This is a genomic window from Deferrisoma camini S3R1, assembly GCF_000526155.1.
GTDB classification, from domain to species: Bacteria; Desulfobacterota; Deferrisomatia; order Deferrisomatales; family Deferrisomataceae; genus Deferrisoma; species Deferrisoma camini.
Window position 1 is genome coordinate 178731 of the sequence record NZ_JAFN01000001.1, and the last position, 20190, is coordinate 198920.

The window sequence follows — 20190 nt, forward strand, 5'->3', positions numbered from 1 at the left end:
ACGATGCCGGAACCCGACCTCTCGGTCGAGAAACGCCTGCAGGGGCTGGAGGAGCACGAGCTTCAGATCCTGGAGCTGATCGCCGTGGTGCCGGCGCCCAAGGGACTGGGGGAGTTGGTCGACGTGGCGTCCCTGGCGGAGATCTGCTCGTCGAAACGGGCCCGGGCAGCCCTCAACCGCCTGGCCGCGGACGGCCTGATCCAAAAGAAAGGCCGACGGTTCTCCTGCGCCCCCGAGCTGGAGCACCACCTCGTCCGCAGGCTGGTGCGGCAGGGGCACTACGAGATCGCCCAGATCGCCGCAGTGGCGTTTGAGCCGCGGGGCTTTCCCCTGCACTCCTGGCTCTGGGACCGGGATCAGTTGGAGCGCGAACTGCGAGTCGCCCTTCTGGGGGGCGTGCTGTCCGAGGCCAGCGAGCTTGCCCAGGCGGCGATGGACCGGTTCCCCAAGGACGCGGCCCGGCTCCACCCCTACCGCTGGGTGCTGGATCGTCTGTTCGACCCGGAGGATCTGCTCCGACTTCCGGACCAGCTCCTCCACGAGGTGCTCTCGGAGGTGGTTTGGGACGGGTTCTGCCGGTTCCGGAACGAGGCCGAGTACCTGGGCGTGATGGAGGAGATGCTCCGCCAAGGAAGGGCTTCCCCCTGGATGGCCTGCTTCCTCGCCACCCACTACCTGTGGATCGGCCTTCCGGAACTGGCAGAGGAGGTGATCTCCGCCCTGGAACCGAGCTTGGACACCCTGAGCATCCTCGGGATGGTGGCCTGTATGAGGGGCCGGCCGGCCGAGGCCTTGGAGCGGTTCGCCGAGGCGGAGCGGTTGCTGGAGAAGGGCGCAAGGGGGAGGAAAAAACCGGCCCTGCGCGAGATCCCGGGCCTGTTCCAGGTGGCAGCCCTGCTTAGCACCGGACGCCGGGAGGATGCGGAAGCGGCGGAGGAGCGGCTACTCCTGCTCAAGCAAGGAAAGGGGGCTTTCCGGCCGACGCTCCAGCGGCTCCATCGCATTGTTCTCCAACGGCTGGGTCGGCGGGGCGAGGCCGAGGCCGTCGATGTGGACGCCGGGGGCGTGGCGGGGGACCATCCCTACGACCTGTTCGAGTGCATCGCACGCCGTTGGGACCGCGGCAAGGGGGAGCGGTTCCCGTGGAAGGCGCTCGAACGGATCCGGACCCGGGCGGCCGAAGGGGGGTTGCTGTGGATCGCGGCCGAGGCGTCGTACCTGCAGAGCCTGCGAACGAACGCCCCTCCGGAGGTGGGCAAGGCGGCGGAGGAGTTCTTCCGGGAGGCCGGACTCCGGCCCCTGGCGGAGCTGCTTCAGCCCACCGAGCCGTGGGAGACCGCGCTGGAGGCCCTGGGCGGGGTGGCCGATGCCACGGACTCCGGCCGCCCCGAAGCCGCGCCGGACACCCGGGTCGTGTGGTGCCTGGAACTGGTCGGATCCGGGGTGCGCCTGGAGGTGCGGGAGCAGAAGCGGACCCGCCGGGGCAAGGGATGGACGAAGGGGCGGAGGATCGATCCGTACCGGCACCTCGACCGTCTGGTGTGCGCCGAGGCCCTGCCCCCCGAGGACGAGAGGGTTCTGTTCGCCCTGCTGCGCAAGGGACGCCGGTACGGCGATCCCCTGAGCTACTGGAGCGGTGCGGATGCCGGCCTGCTCCTCAAGGCCCTGGTGGGCCATCCGAGGGTCGTATGGGCCCACGATCCCCACACCCCCATCGAGGTGGTGGTGGAGGAGCCGGTGCTCGAGGTGACCCGGACGCGGGGCGGGTACCGGGTGCGGCTCGTGCCCCACATTCCCCACCTCATGGGCTCGGTGGTGGAAGCGGACGGCCCCCGTCGGATCCGGCTGGTGGAGGCCGGGCCGGTGCACCGCCGGATCGCGGCCGTGATCGGATCGGGGCTCACGGTGCCGACATCGGGGCTGGAGCGCCTCCGTGAGGCGATCGGCGGGGTGGCGCCGTTCCTCACGGTCCGTTCCGAGGTGGAGGGCGTGGGAACCGGCGTGGAGGTGGAGGAGGCGGACGACCGGGTGCGGCTGCGCCTGAGGCCCCAAGGGAAGGGGCTGACGGTCGAGGCCGGGTTCCGGCCGTTCGGGACGGAGGGCCCGTTCGTTCGGCCGGGGGAGGGCGATGCCACCCTGGTGGCCGCCGTGGCCGGCAGACGGCGGGCGGTCCGCCGGGATCTGGCGGCCGAGAAGCGCCGGGTGGCCGAGGTGCTGAGCGGCTGCCCCGGGCTCGGCGATCTGAGGGGCGACCGGTGGGACTGGGAGGTCCCCACGACCCACGAGGCCCTCGACCTGCTCCTGTTCCTCCACGACCTGGGCGACCGGATCGGGGTCGAGTGGCCCGAGGGCGAGGAGATCCGGGTGTCGAAGCCGCTCACCCCCGACGCCCTGCGGGTCTCGGTTCGGGGCGGGGAGCACTGGTTCGCGGTGTCGGGGGAGATCGATGTCGACGAGGACCAGGTGGTGGCCATGCGGGAGGTCCTGGAACACCTGCGGGAGGCTCCGGGCCGGTTCGTGCCCCTGGGGGAGGGGCGGTTCCTGGCGCTGACCGAGGCGTTTCGCCGGAGGCTGGAGGACCTCGACGCGCTCCTGGAGCGGCACGGCCGGGGGTTGCGGATGCCGTCGCTGGCCGCGCCCATGCTCGAAGAGGTGGCCGGGGAGGCGGGAGGGTTCCGTACCGACCGGACGTGGAAGGAGCACCTGCAGCGCATCCGGGAGGCCGCCCGGCTGGAGCCGGAGCTCCCCGACGGGTTCCGGGGTGAGCTCCGGCCGTACCAGCTCGAGGCGTTTCGCTGGCTGTGCCGGTTGGCCCACTGGGGGGCCGGCGCCTGCCTGGCCGACGACATGGGGTTGGGCAAGACCGTGGAGGCCCTGGCCGTGATCGCCCGCAGGGCTTCGAACGGCCCGACCCTGGTGGTGGCCCCGACCTCGGTGGGGCCCAACTGGGCCGAGGAGGCCCGCCGGTTCACCCCGGAGCTGCGGGTTCACGTGTTCTCCGAGGCGGACGACCGGCAGCGGCTCCTGGAAGGCCTGGGGCCCCACGATCTGGTGATCGTGAGCTACGGCCTCCTACGGCGGGAGGCGGACGCACTGGCCGGGGTGGAGTGGGAGACCGTGGTCCTGGACGAAGCCCAGGCCATCAAGAACCCGGCGGCGCTCCAGACCCGGGCGGCCCTGCGGCTGCAAGGCCGGTTCCGGATGGTCCTGACCGGCACGCCCATCGAGAACCATCTGGGCGACCTCTGGTCCCTGTTCCGGTTCCTGAACCCGGGGCTCCTCGGCTCCCAGAAACGCTTCCGGGAGCGGTTCGTGCTGCCCATCGAACGCAGCGGCGACGACCGGGCGCGGGAGCGGCTGCGAAGGCTCGTGGGGCCGTTCCTGCTTCGCCGGACCAAGGACCAGGTTCTGAAGGAGTTGCCGCCCCGCACCGAGACGGTGCTGCGGGTGGACCTGACCGAGAAGGAAAAGGCCCTGTACGAGGCCCTTCGGATCCGGGCCCTGGAGCACCTGGAGCGCGCGGACGACGGCCCCGAGGCCCAGAAGCGCGTGGCCGTGCTGGCCGAGCTGATGCGCCTGCGCCGGGCCTGCTGCCACCACAGGCTGGTGGTCCCCGACGCGGACCTGGCCGGATCGAAGCTGGAGGCGTTCGGGGAACTGGTGGAGGAGCTGCGGGAGAACCGCCACCGGGCCCTGGTGTTCAGCCAGTTCGTGGATCACCTCACGGTGGTCCGGGAGTACCTGGACGCCCGGGGCGTTCCCTACCAGTACCTGGACGGCTCCACCCCCTCGCGCCAGCGCCAGCGGTGGATCGACGCGTTCCAGGCGGGGGAGGGGGATCTGTTCCTGATCAGCCTCAAGGCTGGGGGCACCGGCATCAATCTGACCGCCGCCGACTACGTGATCCACCTGGATCCGTGGTGGAACCCCGCGGTGGAGAACCAGGCCTCGGACCGGGCCCACCGCATCGGCCAGACCAAACCGGTCACCATTTACCGGCTGGTGGCCCGGGGGACCATCGAGGACAAAATCGTGGATCTCCATGCCCGCAAGAAGGAGCTGGCCGAGGGGATCCTCGCGGGCTCCGACTCCCCCCGGTTCTCCTTGGAGGAGCTCATGGAGCTGCTGCGTGGAGGGTAGGGGGCTGACGGGTCAGACCAAGTTGCGTTCAAACCAAGATCTATCCGGAGGGGCCGGGACAAGGGGCCGCGCTCGGCTCTCCACAGGCCCCTCGCCCCGAGACCGTGAGGTGACGCCAAGGAGGCGTGATCACTCTTGGAATGCTGGGAGATCGCGGCGGGTTTCGAGCTTTCCAGCCGTTCCAGCCTTACATCGGGCCGCAGGCCCATCACGGATCGCTTGCAACGGGGCGGCGAACATGGCACTTTTGTGGCATGAATGAAAATTATTCAAAATCAGAATGGAAATACAAAAAACGCTGGCTGGGCGGCCCGATCCGGGACGCGGTGGCGGCGTTCCCCGTGGTGGTGCTCACCGGCGCTCGGCAGGTGGGCAAGAGCACGCTGCTTCGCCACGAGTTCGGCGAGTTCGCCTACCGCTCCCTGGACGACCCAGCCATCCGGGTCCAGGCGCGGGAGGACCCCGCCTCGATCTGGAAGGGGCTCGACCGGGTCGTGATCGACGAGGCCCAGTTGGAGCCGGCGGTATTCTCGGCGGTCAAGTTGGCGGTGGACACTTCGGAGCGGGCGCGGCGGTTCATTCTGTCGGGTTCCTCCAACATCCTGCTGATGGAGAAGGTCAGCGAGTCGCTGGCGGGCCGTGCCGCCTATTTCGAGCTCGGACCGATGACGTGGTCCGAGGAGGCCGAGGCCGGGCCGCCGGAGCGTTGGGAGGGGCTCTGGGACCCCGATCTGGAGCTTCGGGAACAGGATGCCGGAACATTGGACTCGACACCGTTTCTGCTCCGGGGGCTCATGCCGCCGGTCATGGCCTTCGAGAGGACCGACCAGGCGGTTCGCTGGTGGGACGGATATGTTCGGACCTACCTGGAAAGGGATCTCCGGGCGCTTTCCCAAATAGAGTCCCTGGTGGATTTCCGGCGCATGATGGAGGCGTTGGCCCTGCGGAGCGCAAACGTCCTGAACCAGACGGAGCTGGCAAGGGCGTGCGGCATGAGCCAGCCGACGGTCCACCGATACGTCAAGCTGCTCGAGGTCACCCACGTCGTCACCCGGGTGCGGCCGTTTCTGTCGAGCCGGCTCAAGCGGGTGACGAAGTCTCCAAAGGTCTTTTTCCTCGACCCGGCACTGAGCGCGTTTCTCGCCGGGTATCACGATGCGAGTTCGATCCTGGCCGCGAGGGAACGGGGTGCTTTTTTGGAGGGGCTGGTGTACCTCCACCTGAAGGCGGCGGCCGGACTTTCGGTGCCCCCTGCCCGGGTCCTGTTCTGGAGAACGAGCACCGGTGCAGAAGTGGATTTTGTGGTGGAGAGGGGAAGAAGGGCGCTGGCGGTCGAGGTGAAGGCGACTACAAACCCCACCCTTCGGGACGCGAAGGGGTTGCTCCGCCTCCAAGAGGCGGAACCCTCGGTCTTTCGGGGGGTCCTTCTGCACGGAGGCAGCCAGGTGCGATGGCTCCATTCCAAAGTGGTCGCGGTGCCTTGGTGGTGGCCGTGGGTTGGATCGTCGTGGCAGCCGAGGGGAACCTCCCCTTTCCTGTAGGAGCGAGCTCCAGTTCGCGATCCGGGCCGACCATCGGCCCCGCCCCTACCCCCCCTCCATCGGCCGGCCAAGAGCCCGGGGGGCGGCGCCGCGGAAGGCCCGCACCAGGCGCCGGGCCCACGGCCGGCCCGCCGCCCACCGCTCCACCGACTCCCGTTGGCTCAGCCCCATGAACAGCAGGGTGAAGATCATCAAGGGGAACGGGGCCACCTGGAACACCTGGGCCGGCACCGATGGAAACGCCTCCTGGAGGGGGATGCCCGCCACCTGGAGCAGGGCGAACAGCACGGCTCCCAGGGCCACCTTGACGGGGTGCCAGCCCCCGAAGATCACGAGCGCCAGGGCGATCCAGCCGATGCCCTCGGCGCCCTGGGGCCGGCCCCACCCCGGTTTCAGGGCCAGGGAGTAGGCCGCGCCCGCCAGGCCCACCAAGGCCCCGCCAACCACCGCGCACACCATCTGCACCCGCCGCGGCGCGATGCCCCGGGCGTAGGCCGCCTCGGGGTGCTCGCCCACCGCCCGGACCTCCAGGCCCCACTTGGTGCGGTACAGGACCCACCACAGGGCCGGGATCAGGACCAGGCTCAGGTACACCACGGCGTTGTGGCGGAACAGGACCGGCCCCAGCACCGGCAGGTCCGCGAGGCCCGGCACCGGCAGGGGCGGCACCTGGGGTCCCTGGATCCGGGAGTAGGGGTTGCCCAGGAAGTACGCCAGATCCCGGCACATCAGGGTGAGCACGAACCCCACGGCCACCTGAGACACCCCCAGGACCACGCCGGCGAACCCCACCAGGGCGGCCACGGCCCCACCCACGGCCGCGGCAGCGGCAAACCCGAGGGCCACGCTCCCCGTGTCGTGGGCCACCGCAAAAGCGGCCATGGCCGCCAGCAGGATCGTGCCGTCCAGGGAGAGGTTGATCAGCCCGGCGCGCTCGGTGAGGGTCTCCCCCAGGGATGCGAGCAGGATCGGGGCGGCCGTGGCCACCACGCTGGCGGCCAGGAGCACGAGGGAGAACTCGTTCATGCCTGCCTCCGCGCCCGGTGGACGCCCCACCCCTGGGCGAGCAGCACTGCCAGCACCGAGGCCCCTTGGATCACGCCGCTCAGGGACGAGTCGAGCTGCAGGGCCATGGGCAGCTGGACGCTGCCCACGTTCAGGCCGGCGAAAAACAGGGCGATCGGCGCCACCGGCCCCAGCCGGAACCCGGCCAGCATGGTCACCAGGAGGGCCAGGTAGCCGTAGTTGCTGGAGATGGCCGGGATCAGCCGGTGGTAGACCGCCGTCACCTGGATCACCCCGGCCAGCCCCGCCATGCCCCCGGCCAGGGCCATGGCCAGCAGCAGGTACCGCTCGGGGGGCAGCCCCAGCAGATGGGCGGCCCGGGGGTTGCCCCCCACGGCTCGCAGGAACAGCCCCACCCGGGTGCGGCCCAGGAGCCAAGCCGTGAGGACGAGGGCGCCGACCGCGCAGCCCAGGGCCACGGGCGAGAGGCGCCCCCAGGAGAAGTTGGGCAGCCACAGCTCGGGGGGGAACGGCACGGTGCCGCTCATGGAGGCCACCCCGGGCCGCTTCCACGGGCCGAAGATGAGCCACAGCACGATGCCCTGGGCCACGAAGTTCAGCCCCAGCCCGGCGAAGATCTCGTTGACGCCTCCGCGGGTGCGCAGCACCCCGGCGGCCAGGGACCACCCGGCTCCCAGGAGCACCCCGGCCGCCATGGCCAGGGCCAGGAGCACCCCCGGCGGCACGTGGCCGGCTCCGGCACGCAGGGCCCAGGTGGCGCCCACCGCCCCCAGGATCACCTGGCCTTCGACCCCGATGTTCCACAGGCCGATCCGGAACGTGTAGATGAGCCCGCAGGCGCACAGGGTCAGCGGCACCCACACGGTGAGGACCCGGGCGAGCTTCGACACCGACCCGAAGGATCCCCGGACGAGAAGGGCGAACGCCTCCAGGGGCGGGGCGCCGGTGAGCAGCAGCACGCCGGTGGTGAAGGCGAGGACCAGCCCGGCCGCCGCCAGGATCTCGAAGGCCCGGGTCCTCATGGGGCCTCGACCGTGGCGGAGGGGGCGGCCGGCCGGGCAGGGGAGGGCGCGGTCTTCCCGGCGATGGCGCTTCCCAGCTCGGCCACCGAGGTCTCGGCGGCGGCCACGTCCGCCACCAGGAGGCCGTCGTGGAACACCAGCACGCGCTCGGCCACCATGAGGATCTCGTCCAGCTCGGGCGAGCTGAACACGATCGTGGCCCCCCGGGCCTTGTGGGCCAGGAGCTGCTCCCACACCCAGTGGGCCGACTCCAGGTCCAGGCCCCGGGTGGGGCTCTCCAGCAGGAGCAGGCGGGGCCGTTCGGGCAGAAGGGCCAGCAGCACCCGCTGCTGGTTTCCACCGGACAGGGCCTCCACCGGCGTGCCCGGCTCCCCCCGGATCCGGTACCGGCGGATGGCCCCCTCGGCCCGCTCCTCCGCGCCCCGCCAGGGGGCCAGGAAGGGAATGCGGGGGCGGCCGAGGGCGAAGTGGTCCAGCACGGTGAGCCCCTGGACGAGCCCCTCCTCGAGCCGGCCCGACGGCAGGAACGCCACACCGCGCTCCCGGAGCCGGCGGTACCCGCCCGGCGGGGCCCCGCACACCTCCACGGCGCCCCGGTACGGCCGGCTCAGTCCGGCGGCCAGGCGCAGGAACACGTTCTGCCCCGCGCCCTCCACCCCGGCGAGGCCCACCACCTCGCCCTCACGGATCGTGACCGAGCAGCGCCGGAGGCCCGACCGGCCGCCGGTGGCCCACGCGTCCCGGAACGACACGATCGGCGCACCGGGGGCGCCCGCCACCTTTCGGGGAACGGCCGGCGGCTCGCCGAACATCATCTCCAACAGCTCCCGGGTGCGGAACGGCCGCTCGGCCCGGCCGGCCACGGCGCCCTGGCGGAGCACCGTGATCTCGTCGCACAGGGCCTCCACGTCCTCAAGCTTGTGGGACACCAGGAGCACGCTGCGGCCCTCGTCCGCCAGGCGCCGGAGCGCCGAGAACAGGATCTCGCGCTGGACCCCCGAGATGCCGGTGGTGGGCTCGTCCAGGATCAAGACCCCCACGCCCAGGCTGAGCAGCCGCAGCAGCTCCAGCTGCTGGCGCTCGCCCACGGTCAGGCGCTCGAGCGGCATGTCGGGGTGCACGGAGAAACCGAGCTCGGCGGCCCGGGCCTCCAGGTCCCTGCGGAGCTCCCGCGCGGGCACCCACGGCCGGCCCAGGGCGTAGTTCTCCAGGGCGGTCATGGCCAGGAAGTCCATGGGGTCCTGGTACAGCATGCCCACGCCCCGGGCCACGGCCTCGGCCGGGGTGCGCCACCGGACCTCGTCGCCTTCGAGCAGGATCCGGCCCGAGGTGGGACGGGTGTACCCCGCCAGGATCCGCATCAGGGTGCTCTTGCCCGCGCCGTTCTCCCCCAGCACGCCGTGGATGGTGCCGGCGCGCACCTCGAGGCTCACGCCCCGGTTGGCGTGCACCCGGCCGTACCGCTTGTGGATGTCGTCCAGAACGATGTGCATGCTTTGTGGCTACTAAAACCTTCAAACGTATTGCCAGGGTGCGGGGTGGGGGCCTGGTTCCGGCCGGGCGCGAGGGCGGCATCCGATCGCCGCGCCTTCTCATGCCGCCGCTTGCGCGTCGATCCGGGCCACCATAGCGGAACCCTTGGGATCCGGCGGCGGTCCGGACCTTCGGAGGGCGCGGCGAGCTGAGGGGCCGCACCCGGCGCTCCACCAGACCCCCACCCCGCACTCCCCAAGGGGAAGGGGGCACGAGCCTAGCAATACTTTCGTTGGAATCAGAAAAAGGCTAGAAAGCTAGAAGGCTGGGAAGCCGGGAGGCGAAAACCGTCGGCCACCGGGCCGAGCCTCCCAAGATCCAGCCTCTAGTCTCTCGCTATTTGGCGCTGCTCTGGCCCTCCATGCCCTGGAGGAGCTGCTTCATGTACCAGATCTGCTTGTCCGTGGCGGCCTGGCCAGCGGCCAGGAACGGGGAGCCGTCCTGGTAGTTGAGCGGTCCCTGGAACAGGTTGACCTTACCGGCCCCCAGGTCCCGGACGAACGCGTCGAGCTGGGCGCGTACGTCGGCCGACAGGGCCGGGCCCGGCAGGAACCCCACCGAGCTGGTCTCCTGGTCGTTGATGTCCTTCCAGTCGGGCCCCAGCCACAGCCACTGGGACTTCCACTTGCCGGCCATGGCCTGCTGAATCAGCATCTTGTACCCCGGGAACCAGTTGAAGTAGGGCACCCCCAGGCACACGTCACCCGCGCCCTCGCACGCCCCGGCGTAGTCGTAGGGAACCGCCCAGACCTCCTTGCCCTCCTTGCGTTTCTGCTGGGCCACCACCACGGCCTCGGTGGTGTCGATGCCCGACACGAGCACGTCGTAGCCCGAGTTGAAGAAGTTCTGGGCCACCTGGGTGGGGTCGGCGGTCACGCCCGGGATGTTGAACCAGAACCCGATCCAGTTCACCCGGAACTTCAGCTCCGAGGCGGGGCGCTTGCGCACGTGCTCCCAGGCGTAGCGGGCCCCCAGGTAGGAGGACACGGCCAGCCGCCGGGTCTCGTCGTTGATGAGGGGGCCGAGGTAGCCGATCTTGCCCGTGCGGGTGGTCAGCGCCGCCACGAACCCCGCCATCATCTTGGCGTATTCCATCCTGCCCATGAGGTTGCTCAGGTTCTTGGGCGCGTTGCCCGCCAGCACGTGGTCGCCCGACACGTGCACGAAGTACACGTCCGGGTGCTCCAGGGCCGCCTCCACGATGCCGTCCTTCATGTCGTCGGAGTTGGCGATGATCAGGCGGCACCCCTTCTCCACCATGTCGTCCACGAGCTGGGGGATGGTGACGCCGGGGCGATCGGCCGGGTTCACCTTGTCGATGTAGATCATCTCGGTGCCCGGGAGCTCCTTCTCGATCCGTCGGCCGGCCTCGTAGTGGGCCTGGCTCCAGCCCCGATCGTTGTAGGGGCCCACCAGGAGCAGGCCGAACCGGAAGGTGCCCGCGCCGGCGCCGGTCGGCAGGAACACCGCTGCCGCCGCGATGAGCGCGATGATCTTGGTCAGCGTGCGCATGGTCCTTTCCTCCTGTGTGAAGGGAGCGCCGTGGGAAAGCTAGAAGGCCAAAGGGCCTTCGCTAGTGTTCCGTTCCCCAAAAAAGTATATCCGTTCCGGGGGTGGGGCTGGGGGCTCCGACGAAGCGCGACGGCCGAGCAGCTCGGGCCGCCCGGCGCGAGCGGTGCGGCCGCGGCGCGTGCTCTCACGCGCCGCAGCGGACCGCGCCGAGGCGGCCCCTGCAAGGCCGTTCAGCGAAGGAGGGGCCCCCAGCCCCACCCCCTCGGGAATGCACGAACTTGCGAACCATGACACTAGGCAGCGTGGCGGCCAGGCGGCTCTCGAACCGCGCCAAATCTCGGTGGGCGTGGGGTCTGCTGGAGAGCCGCGTGCGGCTCCTTGGCTCGCCGCGCAGCGCCTCCAACGCTCGCACCGTGAATTCGTTCAGGCCCCACCAAACTGTCATGACCCCCCCGCCTGTGTCCCGTGCCTGCGCGGCGAATCTCATGCCCGGCTTCGCGCGCGGCCGGAAGCAGACCCCACGCCCCCGCCAAGGCCCCAGGATCACTGAACGTTACCCTTCCCCGTTGCCGAGCCCCGCGGGGCCTGACGATTCTTCCAAGCCGCGATCTCCACCCTAGTCTCTAGTTTCTAGTCTCTAGTCTCTACCAAGGCCATCGTCCGGTCGGCCAGGTCCTGGAGCACGCGGCCGGCTTTGCCCTCCAGGAACACGTCGGTCACGGACTCGGTCAGGTGGGTGGGGGCCAGGTTCACCTCGATCACGGCCGCGCCGGCCTGCTTGGCCACCCAGGGCATCTGGTTGGCCGGGGCCACCTCGGCCGAGGTCCCCACCACCAGCATCACCCGGCACGAGGCCGCCACCCGGTAGGCCTCGCGCAGGGCTCCCTCCGGGATCGGCTCGCCAAAGAACACCACGTCGGGCTTGAGCAGGGCCCCGCACCCGCAGGCCGGCGGATGCCCGCGCTGCCGGGCCTCGTTCCGGGAGATGCGTGCCCCGCACGCCAGACACGAGAGCGTCCGATGACTGCCGTGGAACTCCACCACCTTCCGGCTGCCCGCGGCCTGGTGCAGGCCGTCGATGTTCTGGGTGATCACCCCCGTGACCACCCCGGCCTGCTCCAGCCGGGCCAGGGCCTCGTGGGCCGGGTTGGGGCGGGCCGCGTCCAGCACGGCCTCCATCTCGGCCAGCATCTTCCAGACCTTGGCCGGGTCGGCCCGGAACGCCTGGATGGTGGCGTACTCGGCCGGGTCGAACCGCTCCCACAGGCCGCCGCGGCTGCGGAAGTCGGGGATCCCGCTCTCCACGCTGATGCCCGCGCCGGTGAGCACCGCCACCCGCCGGCGCACGGCCATGAGCCTGGCCGCCTCGCTCAGGCGCTCTTCCACGGCTGCCCTCCCTCTTGGAACTCCTCGATGCGTGTGCGGATCTCCCGGATGCGGGCCTTGAACCGGGGCCCCGAGGGCAGGATCCGGTCCGAGAAGTGATGCTGCATCGACCGGTCGCTCCACCGCGGCTCGGCGCCCGGGGCCGGCACGAACCGCCTCCCGCCGTTCCGGTCCTCCCACGTGCCCGGCAGGTCGCACAGCAGGCAGTGGGCCGTGCCGTCGGGCCGGGTGGTCACCAGGTCCAGGTGGCACACCGGGCAGGGGCCCGGGTCTCCCCGGTACGCGGTCTCGCCCCGGCCCAGAGCCCGGCCGGCCTCCAGGGCCCGGTCGCAGGCGGCCGGGTCGTCGAAGATCTCGCCGGGACCCTGGGCGTGGCCGATGAACTGGTCCACCACCGGCATGCCCAGGAACAGGAAGAACAGGCTCACCTGGGCGAGTGCCAGGGGCTCCCACCCCGGCACGCCGGCTGCCACCAGGGCGAGGCCCGGCTTCCCGACGAACTCCCGGCGGATCCCGAACCGGATCATCCGGTCGTGCAGGTTCTTGATCTGGGCCGTGGCGCCGAGCACGTAGCACGGCGAGCCCAGCACCACCGCGTCGGCCCACCGCATGGCCTCGAGGAACTCGGGGAGCCGGTCCTTGCGCACGCAGTCCCGATCCTTGAACACGCAGGCCATGCACCCCACGCAGGGCCCCAGCTCCAGGTCGGGGATCCGCAGGAACCGGGTCTCGGCCCCCTCTTCGGCCGCGCCCCGCAGGGCGGTGTGCACGAGGATGTCGGTGTTGCCCCACCGGCGGCAACTGGCACTCAGACCGAGGACGTTCATCGGATTCCCTCCGTGAATCTGGCTGGGAGGCTAGAAAGCTGGGAGGCTCAAAAACCTCACGGATTTCCACACGTTCTAGTCTCTAGTTTCTAGTCTCCAGCTCGCCCCGGATCAACGCACGTTACCCTTCTCCCGTTGTAGGGTCGCGCAGCGGCCGAAGGGGGCTACCCTCCCAGATACGCCCGCTTCACCTCCTCGTTGGACAGGAGGTGGTCGGTGGGGCCCTCGGCCACGATGCGGCCGGTGTCGAGCACGTAGCCCCGGTGGGCGAACTTGAGCGCGAGGGCCGCGTTCTGCTCCACCAGGAGGATGGTGACCCCCTCCTGGTTCAGCCGTTTCAGGGCCCGGAACATCTCGTACTTCAGCACCGGAGCCAGGCCCATGGAGGGCTCGTCCAGCAGCAAGACCCGGCATCCGGTCATGAGGGCTCGGCCCACGGCCAGCATCTGCTGCTCGCCCCCGCTCAGCGACTCGCTGCGCTGCCGACGGCGCTCCCGGAGCCGGGGGAACAGCTGGAACACGCGCTCCAGGTCCTTGACCACGCCCGGGTCTCCCCGGCGGGCATAGGTGGCCAGCTCCAGGTTCTCCTCCACCGTCAGGTTCCCGAAGATGCGCCGGCCCTCGGGGACCAGGGCCATCTTGAGCGCCCGGACCACGTCGTGGGGCTCCACGCCCAGGATGCTCCGGCCCCCGAACCGGATGTCGCCCTCGGCCACCCGGGGAGCCTCGGGCGGGGGCAGCCGGCAGATGCTCAGGAGGGTGGTGGTCTTGCCCGCGCCGTTGGCCCCGATCAGGGTGACCACCTCGCCCTCGTCCACGGTGAAGCTGATGCCGTGGAGGGCCTCGATGCTGCCGTAGCGGACCACCAGGTTTTCGATCTCGAGAAGCATCAGATCTCGTCGTCTCCCAGATAGGCCTGGATCACGGCCGGGTTCGTGCGGATCTCCTCCGGGGTGCCCGAGGCGATGGTCTGGCCGAAGTCGATCACGGTGATGTGGGAGCACAGCTCCATGACCACGTCCATGTGGTGCTCGATCATCCAGATGGTCACGTCGAACCGGTCCCGGATCCACCGGATGTGACGGATCAGCTCCTCCACGTCGGTCGTGTTGAGCCCGGCGGCCGGCTCATCGAGCAGCAGGAGCTTGGGCTCCACCGACAGGGCCCGGGCCAGCTCGACCTTGCGCTGGAGGCCGTAGGGCAGGTTCTTGGGCAGCTCGCCGGCCACGTGGCCCAGCTCCAGCACCTCCAGCAGCTCCCGGGCGTAGGCGTCGATCTCGGCCTCCCTGCGCCGGAACCGGCGGGTGCGAAGCACCGCGTCCGCGAACCCGTAGCCCAGGCGGTGGTGCTGGGCGATCCGGATGTTGTCGAGCACGGTGAGGTCCTTCCACAGCCGGATGTTCTGGAAGGTGCGCGCCACCCCCAGGGCCGTGACCTGGTGGGGCTTCAGGCCCGCAATGTTGCGGCCTGCGAACCGGATCTCTCCCCGGCTGGGCCGGTAGAACCCGCTCACCAGGTTGAACACCGTGGTCTTGCCGGCGCCGTTGGGGCCGATGAGCCCGGTGAGGGTGCCCGGCTCCAGGGTGATATCCAGGTGGGAGAGGGCGCACAGCCCCCCGAAGTAGTGGGTCAGGTCCCGGATCTCCAGCACCGCCATGGCTCCCCTCACTTGAACCGGAAGAACCGCCGGAGGCGGGGGAACACGTCCGCCAGTTCCCGGTTGCCCAGGATGCCCTCGGGCCGGAACTGCATGAGGAGGATCAGGAGGAGCGGGATCACGATCCACTTGATGATCTGGAGCGGCCGGAGGGCCTCCAGGAGCAGGGTGAACAGCACGGCGGACAGAACCGAGCCCGACAGGCTGCCCATGCCCCCCAGGTACACCATGACCAGGGCCTCGGTGGACTTGAGGATGCCGAACGAGCCGGGGTTCACGTACCCCACGATGTGGGCGAACAGGCCCCCGGCCACGCCCGCCAGGCCCGAGCTCAGCATGAACGCGGCCACCTTCATGCGGTTCGTGTTCACGCTCATGATCTCGGCCGCCACCTCGTCCTGGCAGATGGCCATCACGCCCTTGCCGTAGGTGGAGTACACGAACCGCCGCAGGATCCACAGGGTGAACACGGCGAACCCGAACGACCACAGAAGCATCCAGGGCAGGTCCCAGGCTCGGCCCATGGCCTTGACGACCCGCTTCATGCCCATGAACCCCCGGGACCCGCCGATCACGTCCAGGTTCTCCACCGCGCTGATCACGATGTAGTTGGCCGCGATGGTGATGATGGCCAGGTAGTCGCCCCGGGTGCGAAACGACGGGATCGCCACCAGCAGCCCCGCCAGGGCCGCGGCCACCCCCCCCACCAGCACGATCAGCGGAAACCCCACCAGGGCCCACTCGGGGGGCAGCAAGGGCGGGCCGAACACCCGATCCTTGGCGAACAGGAGCACCCCCAGCACGGACGACACGTAGGCACCCACCGCCATGAACCCGCCATGGCCGCAGGAGAACTCGCCCATGTATCCGTTCACCAGGTTCAGGCTGGCCGACACGATCACGTTGACGGCCATGAACATGATCACGGTCTGGGTGTACTTGGTCAGGGCCCCGCTCTGGCCGACCCAGAGGAGCACGGCCAGGCCGGCGAGCGTGAGGGCCGGCACGCTCCAACGCTGGAACGCGGTGGATCGTGCGGCCGCCCCGTCGGGCCGCACCGCAACGCTAGAGGGTTGTGAGGTCATGGTTCCTTAAGGTCGGTCTTCGGTCTTCGGTCGTCAGTCTGCGGTCGTCGGTCGTTGGGAACTGCCGTGAATCGGGAAGGCCGTAAATCGTAAATCGTGAATCGTGAATCATTGGGACCTTCCAGCCTCCCAGCCTTCTAGCCTTCTAGCTTTCCAGCTTTCTAGCCTCCTAGCTTCCCAGCCTAAATTTTCGTCGTCTTCGCCACCCCGAACAGCCCGGTGGGCTTGAGCGAGAGGATCACCAGGAGCACGGTGAACGCGATCAGGTCCCGGAACGTGCTCGGGAAGAACGCCACCACCAGGATCTCCACGGCCCCCAGCAGGAACCCCCCCACGAACGCCCCACGGATGTCGCCGATGCCGCCCACCACCGCCGCGATGAACGCCTTCCACCCGATCAGGGCCCCCATATAGGGCTCGAGCACGGGGTAGGACATGGCGAACAGCACCCCGGCCAGCCCGGCCATGGACGAGCCCAGTATGAACGTGAACACGATCACGGTGTCGATGGGGATGCCCATCAGGGGCACGGCGAACTTGTCGTAGGAGATGGCCCGCATGGCCATGCCGATCTTGGTGCGGGTCACGATGAAGTGCAGCAGCACGAACACGACGAGCGCCGCCAGGATCACGGCGATCTTGAGGTTGGTGAAGCTGACCCCGCCCACCGTGTACACCACCTCGTTGATCAGCTCGGGGAACTTCTTGCGGCTCGCGCCGAGCAGGGCCAGGTTGCCGTGCTCCAGGATCAGGCCGGCCATGAGGGCGGTGATCACCACGTACAGTCGGTTCGCTCCCTTGCGACGCAGGGGGCGGTACGCCACCCGCTCCAGCGTCACCCCCACCACCGCGGTGAGCGCCATGGTGGCCGGGATGGTCACGGCCAGCACCACCCAGCCGGGCAGCCCGGCCGCCTGGGTCAGCAGGAAGGTGGCCACGAAGAACCCGATGTACGCGCCCACCATGAACACGTCGCCGTGGGCGAAGTTGATGAGCAGGAGCACCCCGTACACCAGGGAGTACCCCAGAGCGATCAGGGCGTAGAAGCTGCCCCACTGCAGGGCGTTCAGTAGGTTCTGCACGATGGTGGAGAGCACGGTCCGCCTCGCTCGGAGAGGAAGCAAACCGGGGGCGGCGGGCCGCCGCCCCCGGGGGCTCACAACGGGGCTACGGGCACACCGACTCGGTGAACACGAACTCGCCCTGGTCGCTGATCTTCACGACCACGGCGCACTTGATCGGGTCGCCCTGCTCGTCGAACCGCATCTTGCCGGTGATGCCGTCGAACTCCTTGATGCCGGCCATGGCGTCGCGGACGGCCTTGCGGTCCTTGTCCAGGTCGCCGGTGAGGCCGCCGGTGTCCTGGATGGCCTGGAGCACGATCCGGGTGGCGTCCCAGGTCAGGGCGGCCACGTCGTCAGGGGTGTAGCCGTACTTGGCCTGGTAGCGCTCGATGAACTCCTTGGTGGCGCCGGTGGCCCCGGCCGCGGCGTAGTGGGTGGAGAAGTAGTGCCCCTTGCAGTCGTCGCCGCACAGCTCCATCAGCTCGGCCGAGCCCCAGGCGTCCGACCCCATGAACGGCCCGGTCCAGCCCAGGTTGTGGGCCTGCTTCACGATCAGGGCCACCTGATTGTAGTTGTCGGGCACGAAGATGAAGTCCGGCTTGGCCGCGATGATCTTGGTGAGCTGGGCGCTGAAGTCCTGGTCCTTGGTGCCGTGGCTCTCGAACGCCACCACCGAGCCGGCCCCGTGCTTCTTCTCGAAGTCGGCCTTGAAGATCTCGGCCAGGCCCTTGGAGTAGTCGTTCGAGAGGTCGTAGATCACGGCGGCCGTCTTGGCCTGGAAGGTCTTGGTGGCGAAGTCCACGGCCACCGGCCCCTGGAACGGGTCGAGGAACGCGGCCCGGAACACCCACGGCCGGTCCTTGGTGGTGTCGGGGTTGGTGGACCAGGGCGAGATCATCGGGGTCTCGTTGTCGTCGCACACCTGGCCGGCGGGCACGGCCTGCTTGGAGGAGTTGGGCCCCACGATGGCCAGCACCTCGTCCTGCTCGATCAGCTTCAAGGCCGTGGTCACCGCCGACTCGGCCTTGGACTCGTTGTCCTCGTAGATGAACTCGAGCTTGTAGGTCTTGTCCCCCACCTTGAGGCCGCCCTTGGAGTTGACGTCCTCCCGGAGCATCTCGGCCGCGTACTTGGACGACTCACCCACTTTGGGGATGTCGCCGGTCATGGGGATGTTGAACCCGATCTTGATGGTGTCGGCCGCCCAGGCCGGCACGGCCAGGGCCAACCCCAGGGTTGCCGCCAGGATCCAGGACCTTCGCATGGACGCCTCCTTTCGGTGGATGAAGGAATCGGAAAGGGGGTGCGGATCATAGAGGAAAAAGCCCCCAAGACGCAAAGGAAAACCGGGGTGGACCCTCGGTCCACCCCGGTCGGTGGGCTTGGCCGTTCGTCCGGCCCTACCTTTTCTCGCCCAGGATCCCTTTCTCCTTGTCGTACACGATGCCCTGGTGGGGCACGGGGCCGGCCTGGAGGAAGTTGCTGCGGAGCCGGCGGTTCAGGGTCTGCTCGGCCTTCCGGCCCAGCTCGAGGAGCTTGTCCATGTCGAGCCCGGTGCGCACCCCCATCTCCTCGAACATGCCCACCAGGTCCTCGGTGCAGGTGTTGCCCGCGTAGCCCCGGTGGTACTCGGCCGCGCCGGTCTTGGGCTGGCCGCCGATGGCGCCCAGGGAGGTGTCGAAGTACCGGAACCCGAAGGTCAGCGCCACCAGCGAGCACGCCACGCCCCAGCCCCGGGTGTCGTGGAAGTGCACCACCACCTCGTCGGTGGTGAACCCCTCGGCCAGCATGTACTCGTAGAACTCGCTCACCTGCCGGGGGTTGGCCACGCCGGTGGTGTCGCCGAATCCGATGAAGGTGGCGCCGATGTCCTTCCACCACTTGCCCATCTTCGCCACGTGGTCCAGGGGCACGTCCCCGTTGATGGGGCATCCGAAGCTGGTGAGCACCCACCCGAACACGGTGTGGCCCGTGTCGATGGCCCGCCGGGTCATCTGCTCGAGCAGCTTCTTGTTCTCGTCGTGGGTCATGTTCACGTTGGCCAGGTTGTGGGCCTCGCTGGCCGAGATCACCATGGCGATCTCATCGACCCCGTACCCCTCGTCCTTCGACTTCACGGCCCGCTCGATGCCCTTCAGGGTGGTGCATATGGCCCGGTAGTCCACCCCCTCCTTCCGGGGGATCTGCCGCAGCACCTCCTCGGCGTCGGCGAACTGCTGCAGGTACTTGGGGTGGGCGAAGTTGGTGGCCTCGATCTTCCGGAACCCCGCCTCGACCATGCCCGTGATCATCTCCACCTTCTTTCGGGTGGGCACGATCAGGGGCTCGTTCTGGAGCCCGTCCCGGGCCCAGCACTCGCCGATGATCACCTCGTCGGGAAGGTTCATCCGGTGAAGCCTCATGGTGTCGCACATGGGAGTCCTCCTTTTGTTCGGCTAAGCGGCTGGGAGGCTAGGAGGCCAGGAGGCGTCCCAACGTCCCAGCGTCCTAACGTCTCAACGTCTTACCGTCCCCGATACTCCGGCTTCCTCTTCTCACGAAACGCCCTGAGCCCCTCCAGGCGGTCCTCGGTGGGGATCAGGGTCTCGTAGCAGGTGCTCTCGAACACCAGGGCGTCGGTCAGATCCATCTCCATGCCCCGGTCGATGGCCCGCTTGGCCGCCCGGACGGCCAAGGGGCCGTTGCGACAGATGGCCTCGGCCAGCTCCCGGGCGGTGTCCAGGAGCCGATCGGGCGGGCACACCCGGTTCACCAGGCCGATCTCCAGGGCCTCGGCCGCGGTGATCCGCTTGGCCGTGAAGATGAGCTCCTTGGCCTTGGCCTTGCCCACGATCCGGGGGAGCCGCTGGGTCCCGCCGGCGCCCGGGATGATGGCCAGGCTCGTCTCGGTGAGGCCCAGGGTGGCGGTCTCGCTGGCCACCCGCAGGTCCGAGGCCAGGGCCAGCTCGGTTCCGCCGCCCAGGGCCACCCCGTTCACCGCGGCGATCACCGGCATGGGAAGGTTCTCCACCTCGGTGAAGGTGGCCCGGATCGTGTGGATGTAACGTCGGACCTGGTCCTCGCTCATGCCGGCCCGCTCCTTGAGGTCCGCGCCGGCGCAGAACGCCCGGTCCCCGGCACCGGTGATGATCACGCACCGCACCGAGGGGTCGAACCGGATCTCGTCCAGGGCCTCGTTGAGCTCCCGGAGCATCTGGAACGAGATCGAGTTCATCACCCGGGGCCGGTTCAGGGTGAGCAGGCAGAGGCTGCCATCCTTTTCGACGAGAACGGTGGGCTCGCTCATGGCTCGGTCTCCTTGTGAAGGGCTGGAAAGCTAGAAGGCTGGGAAGCTGGGAGGCCGTCCGCCGCGGGGCGTTGGTCGTTCGTGGTTCGAGCTTCCCCAACGACTCACGAT

At 69.4% G+C, this 20190-nt stretch carries 15 protein-coding genes; 2 read left to right on the plus strand and 13 right to left on the minus strand.

All coding sequences use genetic code 11. From position 1 onward, the window contains the following. Positions 1–3: 3 nt before the first annotated feature. Complete coding sequence (locus tag DEFCA_RS0100735; RefSeq protein ID WP_025321138.1) at positions 4–4140, plus strand: DEAD/DEAH box helicase; 4137 nt, start codon at positions 4–6, stop codon at positions 4138–4140. A 326-nt stretch (positions 4141–4466) separates the two neighbouring features. After that, on the plus strand, positions 4467–5681 hold the full coding sequence (locus DEFCA_RS0100740) for an ATP-binding protein (protein ID WP_025321139.1): 1215 nt from the start codon (positions 4467–4469) through the stop codon (positions 5679–5681). Between the two features lie 45 nt (positions 5682–5726). Here the strand turns inward: DEFCA_RS0100740 and DEFCA_RS0100750 are convergent, their stop codons facing one another. From DEFCA_RS0100750 to DEFCA_RS0100810, 13 genes are all read right to left on the minus strand, one after another. Further along, on the minus strand, positions 5727–6707 hold the full coding sequence (locus tag DEFCA_RS0100750; RefSeq protein WP_025321140.1) for an ABC transporter permease: 981 nt from the start codon (positions 6705–6707) through the stop codon (positions 5727–5729). Then, positions 6704–7729, minus strand: coding sequence for an ABC transporter permease (locus DEFCA_RS0100755; protein WP_025321141.1), 1026 nt, complete (start codon positions 7727–7729; stop codon positions 6704–6706). The genes DEFCA_RS0100750 and DEFCA_RS0100755 overlap by 4 nt, the downstream gene beginning before the upstream one ends. Next, on the minus strand, positions 7726–9222 hold the full coding sequence (locus DEFCA_RS0100760; protein WP_025321142.1) for an ATP-binding cassette domain-containing protein: 1497 nt from the start codon (positions 9220–9222) through the stop codon (positions 7726–7728). The genes DEFCA_RS0100755 and DEFCA_RS0100760 overlap by 4 nt, the downstream gene beginning before the upstream one ends. 376 nt (positions 9223–9598) lie before the next feature. Further along, entirely contained in the window at positions 9599–10774 is a 1176-nt protein-coding gene (locus DEFCA_RS0100765) for a BMP family lipoprotein (protein WP_025321143.1), read from the minus strand. A 630-nt stretch (positions 10775–11404) separates the two neighbouring features. Beyond that, entirely contained in the window at positions 11405–12160 is a 756-nt protein-coding gene (locus DEFCA_RS0100770) for an SIR2 family NAD-dependent protein deacylase (RefSeq protein WP_025321144.1), read from the minus strand. Then, positions 12145–12987: a flavodoxin family protein gene (locus DEFCA_RS20085; RefSeq protein ID WP_025321145.1), complete on the minus strand. Its 843-nt coding sequence runs from the start codon at positions 12985–12987 to the stop codon at positions 12145–12147. The genes DEFCA_RS0100770 and DEFCA_RS20085 overlap by 16 nt, the downstream gene beginning before the upstream one ends. A gap of 164 nt (positions 12988–13151) precedes the next feature. Continuing rightward, positions 13152–13877, minus strand: a complete 726-nt coding sequence (locus DEFCA_RS0100780) for an ABC transporter ATP-binding protein (protein ID WP_025321146.1) — start codon at positions 13875–13877, stop codon at positions 13152–13154. Further along, positions 13877–14644: an ABC transporter ATP-binding protein gene (locus tag DEFCA_RS0100785; protein ID WP_025321147.1), complete on the minus strand. Its 768-nt coding sequence runs from the start codon at positions 14642–14644 to the stop codon at positions 13877–13879. The genes DEFCA_RS0100780 and DEFCA_RS0100785 overlap by 1 nt, the downstream gene beginning before the upstream one ends. 8 nt (positions 14645–14652) lie before the next feature. Then, on the minus strand, positions 14653–15729 hold the full coding sequence (locus DEFCA_RS0100790; RefSeq protein ID WP_084318573.1) for a branched-chain amino acid ABC transporter permease: 1077 nt from the start codon (positions 15727–15729) through the stop codon (positions 14653–14655). Positions 15730–15911: 182 nt separating this feature from the next. Further along, positions 15912–16826, minus strand: a complete 915-nt coding sequence (locus DEFCA_RS0100795; RefSeq protein WP_025321149.1) for a branched-chain amino acid ABC transporter permease — start codon at positions 16824–16826, stop codon at positions 15912–15914. Positions 16827–16896: 70 nt separating this feature from the next. Next, a complete protein-coding gene (locus tag DEFCA_RS0100800) occupies positions 16897–18057 on the minus strand; it encodes an ABC transporter substrate-binding protein (protein ID WP_025321150.1) in 1161 nt (386 codons plus the stop codon). 136 nt (positions 18058–18193) lie between these two features. Continuing rightward, positions 18194–19207, minus strand: a complete 1014-nt coding sequence (locus tag DEFCA_RS0100805; RefSeq protein WP_025321151.1) for a hydroxymethylglutaryl-CoA lyase — start codon at positions 19205–19207, stop codon at positions 18194–18196. Positions 19208–19296: 89 nt separating this feature from the next. After that, positions 19297–20079: an enoyl-CoA hydratase gene (locus tag DEFCA_RS0100810; RefSeq protein WP_025321152.1), complete on the minus strand. Its 783-nt coding sequence runs from the start codon at positions 20077–20079 to the stop codon at positions 19297–19299. Positions 20080–20190 lie beyond the last annotated feature (111 nt).

Bases quoted from the DNA above. Each gene is read 5' to 3' on its own strand.
- DEFCA_RS0100735 (WP_025321138.1), top strand. From the start codon at position 4: ATGCCGGAACCCGACCTCTCGGTCGAGAAACGCCTGCAGGGGCTGGAG.
- DEFCA_RS0100750 (WP_025321140.1), bottom strand. From the start codon at position 6,707: ATGAACGAGTTCTCCCTCGTGCTCCTGGCCGCCAGCGTGGTGGCCACG.
- DEFCA_RS0100755 (WP_025321141.1), bottom strand. From the start codon at position 7,729: ATGAGGACCCGGGCCTTCGAGATCCTGGCGGCGGCCGGGCTGGTCCTC.
- DEFCA_RS0100760 (WP_025321142.1), bottom strand. From the start codon at position 9,222: ATGCACATCGTTCTGGACGACATCCACAAGCGGTACGGCCGGGTGCAC.
- DEFCA_RS0100765 (WP_025321143.1), bottom strand. From the start codon at position 10,774: ATGCGCACGCTGACCAAGATCATCGCGCTCATCGCGGCGGCAGCGGTG.
- DEFCA_RS20085 (WP_025321145.1), bottom strand. From the start codon at position 12,987: ATGAACGTCCTCGGTCTGAGTGCCAGTTGCCGCCGGTGGGGCAACACC.
- DEFCA_RS0100780 (WP_025321146.1), bottom strand. From the start codon at position 13,877: ATGCTTCTCGAGATCGAAAACCTGGTGGTCCGCTACGGCAGCATCGAG.
- DEFCA_RS0100785 (WP_025321147.1), bottom strand. From the start codon at position 14,644: ATGGCGGTGCTGGAGATCCGGGACCTGACCCACTACTTCGGGGGGCTG.
- DEFCA_RS0100790 (WP_084318573.1), bottom strand. From the start codon at position 15,729: ATGACCTCACAACCCTCTAGCGTTGCGGTGCGGCCCGACGGGGCGGCC.
- DEFCA_RS0100800 (WP_025321150.1), bottom strand. From the start codon at position 18,057: ATGCGAAGGTCCTGGATCCTGGCGGCAACCCTGGGGTTGGCCCTGGCC.
- DEFCA_RS0100805 (WP_025321151.1), bottom strand. From the start codon at position 19,207: ATGTGCGACACCATGAGGCTTCACCGGATGAACCTTCCCGACGAGGTG.
- DEFCA_RS0100810 (WP_025321152.1), bottom strand. From the start codon at position 20,079: ATGAGCGAGCCCACCGTTCTCGTCGAAAAGGATGGCAGCCTCTGCCTG.